The organism is Arthrobacter sp. zg-Y1171 (assembly GCF_025244845.1).
GTDB lineage: Bacteria > Actinomycetota > Actinomycetes > Actinomycetales > Micrococcaceae > Arthrobacter_B.
Genome location: NZ_CP104264.1, coordinates 994,499 through 1,007,285, shown reverse-complemented (window position 1 = coordinate 1,007,285; position 12,787 = coordinate 994,499). Strand labels below are relative to the sequence as shown.

13 protein-coding genes are annotated in these 12,787 nt (G+C 64.7%); 9 read left to right on the top strand and 4 right to left on the bottom strand.

Annotated features, from left to right (window positions below; genetic code table 11):
* Positions 1-14: 14 nt before the first annotated feature.
* Both N2L00_RS04735 and N2L00_RS04730 read left to right on the top strand, forming a co-directional pair.
* Positions 15-1,787: a phospho-sugar mutase gene (locus tag N2L00_RS04735; protein ID WP_255863433.1), complete on the top strand. Its 1,773-nt coding sequence runs from the start codon at positions 15-17 to the stop codon at positions 1,785-1,787.
* Positions 1,788-1,805: 18 nt separating this feature from the next.
* Positions 1,806-2,363 (top strand): dihydrofolate reductase family protein, encoded by a 558-nt coding sequence (locus tag N2L00_RS04730; protein WP_255863434.1) that lies wholly within the window; start codon positions 1,806-1,808, stop codon positions 2,361-2,363.
* Positions 2,364-2,411: 48 nt separating this feature from the next.
* On the opposite strand, the gene N2L00_RS04725 is transcribed toward N2L00_RS04730, so the two are convergent.
* The 3 genes from N2L00_RS04725 to N2L00_RS04715 all read right to left on the bottom strand — a co-directional run bounded on the left by N2L00_RS04725 (position 2,412) and on the right by N2L00_RS04715 (position 5,655).
* Entirely contained in the window at positions 2,412-3,995 is a 1,584-nt protein-coding gene (locus tag N2L00_RS04725; RefSeq protein WP_255863435.1) for an EAL domain-containing protein, read from the bottom strand.
* Positions 3,992-4,453 (bottom strand): STAS/SEC14 domain-containing protein, encoded by a 462-nt coding sequence (locus N2L00_RS04720; RefSeq protein ID WP_255863436.1) that lies wholly within the window; start codon positions 4,451-4,453, stop codon positions 3,992-3,994. Before N2L00_RS04720 ends, N2L00_RS04725 begins: the two co-directional genes overlap by 4 nt.
* Positions 4,454-4,590: 137 nt before the next feature.
* Positions 4,591-5,655: a hypothetical protein gene (locus N2L00_RS04715; RefSeq protein WP_255863437.1), complete on the bottom strand. Its 1,065-nt coding sequence runs from the start codon at positions 5,653-5,655 to the stop codon at positions 4,591-4,593.
* Positions 5,656-5,811: 156 nt separating this feature from the next.
* Here N2L00_RS04715 and N2L00_RS04710 point away from each other — a divergent pair, with 156 nt between their 5' ends.
* From N2L00_RS04710 to N2L00_RS04695, 4 genes are all read left to right on the top strand, one after another.
* The gene (locus N2L00_RS04710; RefSeq protein WP_255863438.1) at positions 5,812-5,955 is read left to right on the top strand and encodes a hypothetical protein; all 144 of its coding nucleotides are present in this window, start codon (positions 5,812-5,814) and stop codon (positions 5,953-5,955) included.
* A 139-nt stretch (positions 5,956-6,094) separates the two neighbouring features.
* Complete coding sequence (deoC, locus tag N2L00_RS04705) at positions 6,095-6,769, top strand: deoxyribose-phosphate aldolase (protein ID WP_255767061.1); 675 nt, start codon at positions 6,095-6,097, stop codon at positions 6,767-6,769.
* Positions 6,770-6,808: 39 nt separating this feature from the next.
* Positions 6,809-7,060 carry a hypothetical protein gene (locus tag N2L00_RS04700; protein ID WP_229952409.1) on the top strand — a complete coding sequence of 84 codons (252 nt, stop codon included), beginning with the start codon at positions 6,809-6,811 and terminating at the stop codon, positions 7,058-7,060.
* 132 nt (positions 7,061-7,192) lie between these two features.
* Positions 7,193-7,330 carry a hypothetical protein gene (locus N2L00_RS04695; protein WP_255767060.1) on the top strand — a complete coding sequence of 46 codons (138 nt, stop codon included), beginning with the start codon at positions 7,193-7,195 and terminating at the stop codon, positions 7,328-7,330.
* A gap of 8 nt (positions 7,331-7,338) precedes the next feature.
* On the opposite strand, the gene mfd is transcribed toward N2L00_RS04695, so the two are convergent.
* Entirely contained in the window at positions 7,339-10,938 is a 3,600-nt protein-coding gene (gene mfd / locus N2L00_RS04690; RefSeq protein ID WP_255767059.1) for a transcription-repair coupling factor, read from the bottom strand.
* Between the two features lie 285 nt (positions 10,939-11,223).
* Between mfd and N2L00_RS04685 the strand changes: the two genes are divergently transcribed.
* The 3 genes from N2L00_RS04685 to N2L00_RS04675 all read left to right on the top strand — a co-directional run bounded on the left by N2L00_RS04685 (position 11,224) and on the right by N2L00_RS04675 (position 12,743).
* The gene (locus N2L00_RS04685) at positions 11,224-11,886 is read left to right on the top strand and encodes a hypothetical protein (protein ID WP_255767058.1); all 663 of its coding nucleotides are present in this window, start codon (positions 11,224-11,226) and stop codon (positions 11,884-11,886) included.
* Between the two features lie 128 nt (positions 11,887-12,014).
* Positions 12,015-12,518 carry a DUF2505 domain-containing protein gene (locus N2L00_RS04680; protein ID WP_255767057.1) on the top strand — a complete coding sequence of 168 codons (504 nt, stop codon included), beginning with the start codon at positions 12,015-12,017 and terminating at the stop codon, positions 12,516-12,518.
* 3 nt (positions 12,519-12,521) lie between these two features.
* Complete coding sequence (locus N2L00_RS04675; RefSeq protein ID WP_255767056.1) at positions 12,522-12,743, top strand: SCO4848 family membrane protein; 222 nt, start codon at positions 12,522-12,524, stop codon at positions 12,741-12,743.
* Positions 12,744-12,787 lie beyond the last annotated feature (44 nt).

Below are 12,787 nucleotides of genomic sequence, written 5' to 3'. Positions count from 1 at the left end.
CAGTAGGTATCCACATGACTCTGATCCCCGCCGACCTCGAAGAACTCACCGCCGCCGCGCACGCGTGGGCGGACAGTGACCCCGACCCGGACACCGCCCGTGAGCTCCGCACCCTCCTCCGCACCCTCGCGGACACGGATGGTGCGGACGCCGACGGTGCGGACGCCGCTGCGGCGGAACTGGCGGACCGGTTTGCCGGCACGCTCGAGTTCGGAACCGCTGGGCTGCGTGCGGAGCTGGGCGCCGGTTCAAACCGGATGAACCGCGTGGTGGTGCGGCGCACCGCTGCAGGCATCGCGTCCTTCCTGCAGGACACAGCCGGCGACAACTGGACTCCCAGCGCCGTGATCGGCTACGACGCCCGGTACAAGTCGAAGGACTTCGCGCTGGAAACGGCTGCCGTTTTCGGCGCCGCCGGCATCGAAACGTTCCTGCTGCCCTGCACGCTTCCGACGCCGCTGCTCGCCTACGCGGTCCGCGCCCTGGACGCAGACGCGGGCGTGATGGTCACTGCCAGCCACAACCCTGCCGCGGATAACGGCTACAAGGTCTACCTGGGCGGCCGCACGGTCAAGGGTCCCGGCCGCGGTGCGCAGATTGTCTCTCCGTACGACGCCGAGATCGCCGCACGGATCGACTACACCGTTCCGCTGGACTCCATTGAGCTGGCACCGGACGGCTACACCGAAGTTTCCGAGTCGCTGATCGCCGACTACATCGGCGCCGTCGACGACCTGGCGCACCGGGAAGGCTACCCGGCACGGGACCTGGACATCGTCCTCACGCCTATGCACGGCGTCGGCGGCGAAACCATGTCCGCCGTGCTTCGCGGTGCCGGGTTCACCTCGGTGACCCTGGTTCCGGAGCAGGCACTGCCGGACCCGGACTTCCCCACCGTTGCCTTCCCGAACCCGGAGGAACCCGGAGCGCTGGACCTGGCCCTGAAGCTTGCCGCCGAGCGGGACGCGGACCTTGTCCTGGCCAATGATCCGGACGCCGACCGCGCCGCCGTCGCGGCCAAGGACCCTGCCACGGGCGAATGGCGCATGCTGCGCGGTGACGAAGTCGGCGCCCTGCTGGGCCGCCACATTGCCCGGCGGATCGCTGCCGGCCGCTGGAAGGTACGGGGCGAGAAAGCCCGTTCCGGCGTTGTCTTCGCCAACTCGATTGTTTCCTCCCGCCTCCTGGCCCGCATTGCGGATGCTGCAGGTTTTGAGCACCAGGAAACCCTGACCGGGTTCAAGTGGATCTCCCGGGTGCCGAAGCTGACCTACGGATACGAAGAAGCACTGGGCTACTGCGTGGCACCGGGACTGGTCCGGGATAAGGACGGCATCTCCGCCGGACTGCTGCTGGCCGAGCTGGCCGCTGCCCTGAAGGCGAAGGGCCGGACCCTCTTTGACGAACTCGACGAGCTGGCCCTGGAGCACGGCCTGCACCAGAGCGACCAGCTCTCCGTCCGGGTGGAGAACCTGGGCCTGCTGACCGAAATGATGCAGCGGCTGCGCCAGCACCCGCCGGTCTCCTTCGCCGGCTCCCCGGTGGAAACCGCCGTCGACCTTGCCGAAGGCGCCAACGGACTGCCGCCCACGGACGGGCTGCGGTACGTTACCCGTGACAACACCCGGGTCATCATCCGTCCCAGCGGAACCGAGCCGAAGCTCAAGTGCTACCTCGAGGTGATTGAGCCCGTCGGTTCAGCGGCTGATCTGCCGGCTGCGCGTTCGAACGCACGCGCAACCCTGGATGCAGTGCTGGCCGATGTACGGACAGCCCTGGGACTCTAACCTAAGCGGGAGGCCGGCATGGGACGGCTGATCTACACCAGCATCACGTCGCTAGACGGGTACATAGCGGACGAGTCCGGGTCCTTTGACTGGAGCATGCCCGATGAAGAGGTCCATTCCTTCGTCAACGGGCTTGAGCGGGACGTCCACACGCATCTGTTGGGACGGCGGCTTTATGAGGTGATGGCTGCCTGGGACGCCGTCCCCGCAGAGGACGAGCCGCCCGCCATCCACGAGTACGCGCGGATCTGGCAGGGGGCGGACAAGGTGGTTTTCTCTCGAACCCTCGCCGGCCTCTCCGCCCCGCGCACGCGGCTGGAACGGGAGTTCGATCCCGCTGCCGTGCGGGCACTCGTGGAGGCGTCCGACGGCGACGTGTCCGTGGGCGGAGCGGACCTCGCCGGCCAGGCGCTGCAGGCGGGGCTGGTTGACGAGTTGCAGCAGCTGCTCTCCCCCGTGATTGTCGGTGGCGGGAAGCGGTTCCTGCCGGACGGTCTGCGGCTGGATCTGGAGCTGCTGGAGGAGAAACGATTCGCCAACGGCGTCGTGTTCCTGCGGTACCGGGTCCGGAACTGAGCTTCCTTCACCTGCGTCCGGGCGCCCGATTAGGCCAGCAGTGTCCGGTTACGCCAGCAGTTCCGTGGCCAGCGGCAGGCGGCTGCCGCTGGTCAGGAGCGTTCCCACCTGCCCGGCGGTGAGCGGCCGGCTGAAGTAGTAGCCCTGGCCGCTGCAGCAGCCCATGTCCTGCAGTAGTTCAGCCTGCTCCAGGGTCTCTATTCCTTCGAAGACTGCTTCCATTCCGGCGGCCTGGATGAGCCGGTGAACGGCGTCCACGAACTGCAGCTGCCCTTCGTCGCGGCTGATCTCGGCGATCAGGGCGCGGTCCACCTTGACGGTATCCACCGGCAGGCGCCGCAGGTAGCTGATGGATGAATACCCCGTGCCGAAATCGTCGATTTCCAAGCGGACGCCCAGGGCTTTGAGCGACCTCATGGAGTAAGTCTCAACGTCTCCGCTGCCCACGAAAGCGCTCTCGGTGATCTCGAGAACCAGATCCTGCGGAGCTGCGCCGGCTTCCCGCAGCTGCGCCCGGACAAAGTCGACCAGGTCCATGCTCTGCAGTTCAGACGGGGAGACGTTGACGCGGATATGGAAGCCGTCCTGGTCCTGATCGGCCTCACGCCACTGCGCTAGTTGCTCCAGGGCAGACCGCAGCACCCAGCGTCCGATCCCCAGGATGGCTCCGCTTTCCTCGGCCAGCGGAATGAAGATGTCCGGCATGACCAGTCCCTGCGTCGGATGCTCCCAGCGCAGCAGCACCTCCACACCCTGCATCTTTCCGGTGACCAGATCTACAACGGGCTGGTACGCCAGCCGAAACTCGTTGCGTTCAACGGCATTGCGCAGATCAGAGGACATTTTGCGCCGCAGTTGGCGGGCGTAGAGCATCACCGGTTCAAATAGCCGGACCAGGCCCGGACCGTCTTCCTTCGCTTCGTACATTGCCGTGTCGGCGCGGAGAAGCAGGTCTTCGGCGGACTGCCCAACCTCGGCCAGGTGCACGCCAATGCTGGCACGGGGCCAGACATCCAGTTCCTCCACCTTCATTTTGAACCCCAGTGCTTCCTGCACACGCTCGGCCGTCGCCCGGGCGGACATGCGGCTGACGTCAGGGAGCAGAACCGCGAATTCGTCGCCGCCGAGCCGTGAAACGGTGCTATCCCCCGGCACGCAGGCGAGCAATCTTGTCGCCACTTCTTGGAGTACCCGGTCACCCGCTTGGTGTCCGAAGCTGTCATTGATGTCTTTGAACCCGTCCAGGTCAACCATCAATACCGCCGGCGCGGTATCCCGAACTTGCTCGACGTTCCAAACCGTCAATGCGTCCTCAGCTGCCTGCATCAAGGCAGTTCTGTTTCCAGCCCCGGTGAGGGGGTCGCTAAGGGCCATGTGCTGCATCTGGGCGTGAGCTTCCCGGAGCTCCTGGGTACGGTCCTGCACACGCTGCTCAAGGTCCCGGTAAATGTCGTCCAGTTCTTCGGCCAGCAGATTAATGCCCGTGCTGACGGCATCAATCTGGTCGCGTGCGGGCGAAACGGGAATTCGCGATGTGAGGTTTCCCGCCGCGATGCTGACAATGCCCTCGACTATCCTGTTCAGCCGGACGGCTTCGCCGGACAGATTGGCGGCTTCAGAGTCAGGTGTCATACCGCAAATCGTTTCAGCCAGCCAAGCGCGTCAGGTTCGCTTGAGAAGTAGCGGGTGGGACACGGCTGCACTTCGCCGCCCAGCAGAAAATTGGCAATAACGCGGTCCACCGGCGAGACACCCATGACGGCCACCGCCGAGAGCGACCGCGCCGCACTGAAAACGTCGCGGGCGCTTCGGGATACTGAATCCACTCCAGTCAGGACCAGGAGCAGAGGCAGGGTGCTGGCTCCGGCGAGGGCCTGGATCTTCTCTGCCGCCTGCAGGGCCATCGTCCCGGTGATCACTTCACCTGGCGGCAACGCCAGTACCAAATGTCCCTCCTCGGCGAATTCGACCGAGATGTGCCCGGGGGAAATCCTTTTATCCCCGGTTAGCACGCCCTTGCCGTCCGGCGGGTTCTGCGGGTCGGCATAAGGGCGTGTCCCTGCGTACTGCAATCTATCGCGTCTAGCCATGCTTCCCCCAAGTCGCTGCGCAGGATCAAATGCAGCGGATTCCCTCGCCGATTTGGAACGGCTCGTCCGTGATTGCCGCCGATAATTCGAAAGACGGTGTTTGTATTGTGCGCCTTCGATACATAAATATCGAGTTTCTAGGCCTGACTTTTCGTTTCGTGTTCAACTGTTTGGGTGATGGAGTCATTTCGGAGGATGGTCCTGATAATCTCCCGTGCTCTTTCGGCTTGGACCGGTGCCCCTAGACCGTCGAATAGTCGTTCACCTTCCCGCGCCGCGTCCAATGCCTCGCCAGCTCGCCCAAGGTCGAACAGGCATCTCGCCAAAACCATCAGTGCCTGTGCACGGGTATACGGGAATAATTCTTCGGCCTTGGTGGCCACGTCCCGGAGCTTTTGTTCGGCTACCCCATTATTCCCGGCCAAGTGTTCCCAGTGGGCGCGTGATAAGAGGATCTCCAGCCGGTCGGCCAGGTTTCCCTCGGAAACCGAAATGGCTACTTCCGCCCGTTCAATGCATTCGAGGGTCTCCGGCTGCACTACCCCTGCATCCATGCGCAGGTTTGCCGAGGCCTTATTAAACAGTGCCCATAGGTTGACGTCCCCCAACGGGGTCAGGGCCGTTGCTGCCTGCTCGTGGAACCGGAGTCCTTCCTCGATCCGTCCGGACATAAATGCCGAATTTCCGATCGTCCAGTAGGCCATGCCGCTAGCCCTTGCGCCTGCTTCAGGACCAACGAGGGAGTCCAGCACCATCGCTTCCTGCCACGCCGCTTCCACCTCCCCCTCCTCAGCCAGGGTTGCCACCATGGAATGTTGAAGAGCGGTACGCAATTCCTTGGAACGATCCGGAACGATACTTATCGCCTCTTCTGTCGCAACCAGCGCACGGTCGCTTGCCCCCTTGTTCCTCAAGGCCTCGGAGAGGATCACCCGGGCGCGGGCAGCGGTTTCCGGGAAGTCGACAATGACGGGATGAGCTGTCAACGCGTTTATTGTATGGATGCACTCATCCATCAGCCCCAGGTCGTATTGGTACCGGGCAATGCTGAGCGTCAACCGGCAGTATCCCCAGGTATCACCGGCCTCAAGTGCAGCTTCACGCGCGAGCACCGAATATTCGACCGCCTTGCCGTAGTCACGACGCTGGCTCGCTTGTTGCGCCTTGTACTCGTTGGCTAAATACACCTGTTCATCTTCCAAGGATTCTGGTCCTTCCAGCGACAGAGGCCCGGTGCCATTCTGCAATAATTACTCAGAATTCACCAAAGATGGCCAATCGCATATCAATAAGAGCTTCAGCATAGCTATACTTCAGGTGTTTCACCCCACCACATCGTTTCTCTCAAGGAGCACGACATGAAAAAATTCGGTGCAGCTGCACTCCTGGCCGCCCTTATCTTCGGAGCGGGCGCCGTGGCCCAGAATTCCGACGCAGCTCCTGTAGCTGGAGCCGGCAAGAATGCAGTCCAGCTGTTTGGCAACTGGCCGGCCGTAGGATAATTGTTCGGAAATAAGTGAATCGGCCGGGCTCCGCATTGCGGACCCGGCCGATTTTTTCATCCTTGCGCACGCCCCGGCAGCCCGCCGCCACCGTGATCTCGACCACGCGGCACCACTGCCCTATGGCAAGATAGATCCCATGTCTACACCCATTGCCTCGTATATTGATCACACGCTCCTCAAACCCGAGGCCAGCCGCGACGACATCCTCCGGGTCTGCTCCGAAGCCGCTGAGTACCAGTTCAAGTCCGTCTGCGTTAACCCGATCTGGGTCGGCACCGTCCGCAACGCGCTGAAGGGCAGCGGAGTGCTCACCTGCTCGGTCATCGGCTTCCCGCTGGGAGCCACCACCACCGAGGTGAAGGTCTTTGAAGCCCAGGGCGCGCTTCAGGACGGCGCAGATGAGATCGACATGGTCATCGACATCGCCGCAGCCCGGCGCGGAGACCGCGCCGCCCTGGTCCGCGACATTGCAGCCGTCGCCGACGCCGTGCATGCTGCCGGCGGCATCCTCAAGGTCATCATCGAAACCTCCCTGCTCACTGATGAGCAGAAGGTCCTGGCCTGCGAAGCTTCGGTCGAAGCCGGAGCCGACTTCGTGAAGACCTCCACCGGTTTCAACGGCGGCGGAGCCACTGCCGAAGACGTTGCCCTGATGCGCCGGACGGTCGGTCCGGACCTCGGAGTCAAGGCCTCCGGCGGTGTCCGTTCGCTCGAAGATGCGCAGGCAATGATCGATGCCGGGGCCACGCGTATCGGAGCGAGCTCGGGAATCGCTATTGTTAATGGAAGCAAAGCCACGTCGGACTACTGACCGGCATAGCTACTGACACTTTTTGAAACGGAGAACTTCATGGTTGGAACACGGTCAAAGCAGCCTTCACACTCGGGCGAGGGCCATCTGGTCAGCAACATCCTCATCTTTGCCGTGATGTTCGCCATCTTCCTGGGCGCCATCTACGCGGTGAACTGGCTGACCCTGGACAACGTGTGGCCGATGGCCGTTCTGCTGGTCGCCGCGACCGGCATGTACCTCGTTGCATTCAGCATCGGCCGTTCCGACACCACCACGGAGTTGGCCAAGGGATACTCGCACAACGAGTAGTTTTCCTGCGTAAACAGCGATGCACCCCAGCCCTCGGGCTGGGGTGCATCGCGTTTAACTGAGTAGTCGCCGGGGTTAAGCAGGTGTGTCCTACTCTTAGCGGCCGCGCCCAGCCGTCCCTAGATTCGGTTTATGACTACCACCATGACCCGCAGGGAGTGGCGCCGGAACCGGGCCCTGCAGCAGCGCATCGTCCTCGTCGGTTACTCGGTACTGGCCTCCTGCGTAGTGGCCGCCGCCGGTGTTTTCGTCATTGCGGTGACTGGCTAGCCTCCGGCTTACTCCTTGAACACGGCGTCGAGCACCTGCTTGGCCCAGGCCAGGATTTCGGCGTCCACCAGATCCCTCCCGCCTATCCTGGCGGTCTTCGGCTTGGGTACCAGCACCGCGTTCAGCGCCGGCTTCACGAGCGCCCCGGGATACATACGCTGCAGTCGCATGGTCCTCGACTCGGGCAGGTCCGCCGGTGCGAACTTGATGAAGTTGCCCTGCAGCGCGACGTCGGTGAGCCCGGCGGCGCGTGCATCCACCCGGAAGCGGGCTACATCGATCAGGTTCTTCACTTCCTGCGGGGGCTCGCCGTAACGGTCCACCAGTTCGGCCAGCACTTCGTCGATCGCCTCATTGGTGAGTGCTGACGCCAGCTTGCGGTAGGCCTCCAGCCGCAGCCTCTCCCCCGGAACGTAGTCGTGCGGGAGATGGGCGTTGACCGGCAGCTCGATCTTCATTTCGGCCGCCTTCTCCTCGGCCTCGCCCCGGTAGTCGGCCACGGCTTCGCCTACCAGCCGGATGTACAGGTCAAAGCCGACGCCGGCAATATGGCCGGACTGTTCCCCGCCCAGCAGGTTGCCGGCACCGCGGATCTCCAGGTCCTTCATGGCCAGCTGCATGCCCGCACCCAGCTCGTTGTGCGTGGCCACGGCCTTCAGCCGTTCAAGTGCCACCTCGCCCAGCGGCTTTTCGGACGGGTACAGGAAGTACGCATAGGCCCGCTCCCGGCCGCGCCCCACCCGGCCGCGCAGCTGGTGCAGCTGCGAAAGCCCGAAGTGGTCCGCACGGTCCACGATCAGGGTGTTGGCATTGGAGATGTCCAGGCCCGTTTCGATGATGGTGGTGCACACCAGCACGTCGAAGCGCTTCTCCCAGAAATCCACAATGATCTGCTCGAGCTTGGACTCGCTCATCTGGCCGTGCGCGACGGCGATCCGCGCCTCCGGCACCAGTTCCCGCAGATGGGCGGCCGTCCGGTCAATCGAGGACACCCGGTTGTGGACAAAGAAGACCTGGCCCTCGCGCATGAGCTCCCGGCGGATGGCGGCGGAGGCCTGTTTGTCCGTGTAGGGGCCCACATAGGTGAGCACCGGGTGCCGTTCCTCCGGCGGGGTGGCCAAGGTGGATGTCTCGCGGATACCGGTCAGGGACATCTCCAGGGTGCGGGGAATCGGGGTGGCGCTCATGGCCAGCACGTCCACGTTGGTGCGCATCTTCTTCAGCGCTTCCTTGTGTTCGACGCCGAAGCGCTGCTCCTCGTCCACGATCACGAGGCCCAGGTCCTTGAACCGGACCTCTTGGGACAGCAGACGGTGGGTGCCGATGACCACGTCCACGGCGCCGGTCTTGACGTCCTCGATAGTTGCCTTGGCCTGCTTGGCGGTCTGGAAGCGCGAGAGCGAATCCACCCGGACCGGGAAGCCGGAGAAGCGTTCGGCGAAGGTTTCCATATGCTGCTGGGCCAGCAGCGTGGTGGGCACCAGCACGGCCACCTGTTTGCCGTCCTGCACGGCCTTGAACGCTGCACGCACCGCGATCTCGGTTTTGCCGTAGCCCACGTCGCCGGAGACCAGCCGGTCCATGGGGATTTCACGCTCCATGTCCGCCTTGACCTCGTTGATAGTGGTCAGCTGATCCGGGGTCTCGACATAAGGGAACGCTTCCTCGAGTTCACGCTGCCACGGGGTGTCCGGGCCGAAGGCGTGGCCCTTGGACGCCATCCGGGCGGAGTAGAGCCGGATCAGCTCCCCCGCAATCTCCTTGACCGCCTTGCGCGCCCGGCTCTTGGTCTTGGCCCAGTCGGAACCGCCCATCTTGGACAGGACAGGGGTTTCACCGCCCACGTACCGGGTGATCTGGTCCAGCTGGTCGGTGGGGACGAACAGCCGGTCCCCCGGCGCCCCGCGCTTGGAGGACGCGTATTCAAGCACCATGTACTCGCGCACTGTCTTGTTGGTGCCGGCGCCGGTGGCACGCTGGATGAGCTCAATGAACTTGCCCACGCCATGCTGCTCATGCACCACGAAGTCGCCCTCCTGCAGCTGCAGCGGATCGACGGCGTTGCGCCGTTTGGAAGGCATCTTGCGCATGTCGCGGGTGGAGTAGGTGCTGGCGCGGCCGAGCAGGTCCGCCTCGGTCAGCAGACCGGTCTTGAGGGTGTCAAAGACATACCCGCGGCCGGCGCTGGCCGTGGTGATGGCGATGACGCCGGGGCGCGGTTCCTCGTCCACGGATTCCACCAGCGCTGCGGGAATGTCGTTCTCCCGGAACAGTTCGGCCAGGCGGGAGGCCGGGCCCGGCCCCTCCGTCACCACCACCACACGCCAGGCGTCCCGGACGCGGCCGCCGATGAACTCCATCATTTCCGCTACGTCGCCCCGGTAGCCGCGCGGTTCCCGGGCGTTGATGGTCAGGGTGTCGATGTCCAGGACGGTTTCGTCGTCGGGGTTGAAGGATGTAATGGACCACCAGGCCACGTCATTGGCGTGCGCGGCAGTGCGCGTATCGGCCAGGGAACGGAAGCTTGCAGCGTCCAGGTCCGAGGCCAGCCCGGCGGAAAGATCCAGGGGCGCCGCACCGCCGTCGGACGCCGTTGCCCAGGCTGCGGCCAGGAACTCCTCGTTGGTGGCGGCCAGGTCGTGGGCGCGGGCCCGGACCTTTTCCGGCTCGATGACCACGGCAATGGATCCGCGGGGCAGCTCCCCCATCAGCGGGACCATGGAGTCCACCAGCACCGGAGCGAGGGATTCCATGCCTTCCACGGCAATTCCGCCGGCGATCTTTTCCAGCATGTCCGAGGCGGCCGGCATCTGGTCCTTGAGCTTGGCGGCGCGGCTCATGACCGACGGCGTGATCAGGATTTCCCGGCACGGCGGGGCGTAGAGCTCCGAGGGGTGGGTGATGTGCTCCCCGGTCAGGGTCCGCTGGTCAGCGACCGCGAACCAGCGCATGGAATCGACTTCGTCGCCGAAGAAGTCGATGCGGATGGGGTGGTCCTCGGTGGGCGGGAAAACATCCAGGATGCCGCCTCGCACGGCAAACTCGCCGCGGTGGGAGACCATATCCACCCGCGCATAGGCGGCCTCCGCCAGTGCCTGCACCACGGAGTCAAAGGGCTGCTCCTGGCCGACCTTCAGCGCCACCGGCTTGAGTTCGCCCAGTCCGGCCACCAGCGGCTGGAGCACGGCGCGCACCGGGGCAACCACAATCTGCACCGGGGCGGTTTCCGGGTGCGCCAGCCGGCGGAGCACCGACAGGCGCCGTCCGACGGTATCCGAGCGCGGGGACAGCCGCTCGTGCGGCAGGGTCTCCCAGCTGGGGAACTCTTCGATACCGGCCAAGGGAAGATAACTGCGCAGCGCGGCTGCCAGGTCCTCGGCCTCGCGTCCCGTCGCCGTCACGGCCAGCACCACCGGCGGAACGCCGGCACCGGTTCCGGCCGATGCCAGGCCGTCCACGACTTCGGCCAGCAGGGCGGCGCGCATGCCCTGCGGAGCCCCGATCTGCAGGTCTTCGCTGCGGCCTGCGGGCGGCCGGGAGGAAAGAGTCCGCACCCTTGCGTACGAGGGGTCCTCAGCGAGGGCGGCACGCAGTCCGTTCAGGCTCATGGGGTGTTTTCTCCTTCATGACGGCAACGCAAATACCCGAAGTCCACAAACGGAACCCCGGGGTTTTCTTCCACATTACCTGCTGCCGGGGCACCGGTCCGGCGCTCGCGCTGAGAGCGGAAAACGTGCGAAAGCGCGAGGTGCGCGGAGATCCGGACCCGGGCTGCAGCGCCGCTGGATCTGGATTTTCGCCGGGCCGCCTGCCACGCTGGAAAAGCACGGGTCACCCGAAGACGGCAGTTATCCATTCGCCGGCCTCGCCTTTCGACAACGTAAGGATTGCCCATGGCACGCAAAGCGACCCTCCTGGCCACGGGATGTGCGGTATTCGCACTGGCCTTCACCGGCTGCGCGGGCACTTCCGACGGCGACGGCGACAACGATCCCGAAGGTTCCCCTTCCTCTTCCTCATCCAGCCCTTCGCCCTGCGGCACCGATTCCCCGGACGCCAGCGGAGAAAACTGCCAGGCGGCCGGCGTTCCCGGCCGCACTGCCAACCCCGATCGCTGCGGAAAGTTCACTGCGTCCCCGACTCCGGGCGGGATCATCGAGGGAACCTTCGGCCCGTACTGCGACGACGCCGTAGCGACCACCTACAGCACCGCCTTGATCCCGGATGAGTCCGTTGCGATTGTCACCGTGGAGGAAAGCGCGGAGAACACCACCGTTCAGCTCCAGGCACAGAGCTTCGCCGCCGACACGACCTACAGTGCCCGGCTGCACGAGGATGACTGCGGAGCAGATCCATCGGACGCCGGCGCGGAGTACCAGGGCAGCCAGGGCGGCCTCGTCCTGGACTTCACTACCGACACCGCCGGCAATGCCACCGCGAGCACCACGGTTCCGTGGACGCTGCCAGACGACGACGCCGAGTCGCTCCTCATCCTCGATGCGGGGCAGGGCGGTGCGGCGGGAAGCCCCGTGGGCTGCATCAATCTGGTGCCCTGACCCGGTCCGGGACTCCCCGGCCCCGGTTTCGGGGCAGCTGTGCGTGCGGTTTAGGATGAGGGTTGGCCGGCCGGCGGGCTGTACAAGCCCGCGGAATCCGGCATTACCGCTCACCTTACGGAGGACCTATGGCCCTGAACGCATCAACTATCCTGCCCTACGACGTACGGACCGTGACGGACACGTTCGCTGACGAGGGTTTCCTGCGCAGCATGAGCGAGCACGTAGGCGGTTCCCTGGTTTCCGCTTCCGTGGACGGTGACACCGCCGGGGCATTTGTCCTCACTGCTGTGCGGACGATGCCCACGGACCGGTTGCCGGACATTGCGAAGAAGTTTGTTGGTGCCACCCTGACCGTGACCCAGAAAGAGCAGTGGGCCGCACCTGCTGCCGACGGATCCCGTGAAGCGGCAGTGGAGCTCTCCGTGGGCGGGGTCCCGCTGAAGGTCAACGCCGTGCAGCGACTGGTCAGCACCCCCGAGGGCACCCGCGTGGATGTTGACGGCAAGGTGGCCTCCAGCATTCCGTTCCTTGGCGACAAGATCGCCAAGGCCGCCGAACCGATGATCGGCAAGGCCCTTACGATCCAGGCAGGCCAGGCCGGCAAGTGGATTGAAAGCCGGAAGAGCTAACCCATGGTCCTCTCCACTCCCCTCGCGCTGGTCCTGGTGATCGCCGGTCTCTGGTCCCTCATCGTCTGGCCGCCCTATCTGCGGGACGTCCTGAAGTCCCCGCAGGCGCGGGACGCCAAAGGTTCGCCGACCCGGTACATGACCACGAACCTCATGAAGATCAGCACGGCCATGGTCTTCGGACTGGCAACCCTCGTGATCGGCGTCCGTGGCCTGATCGGCTGACTTTCCCTGATGACGCACGCCCCGGCAGCTTTCCTGCCGGGGCG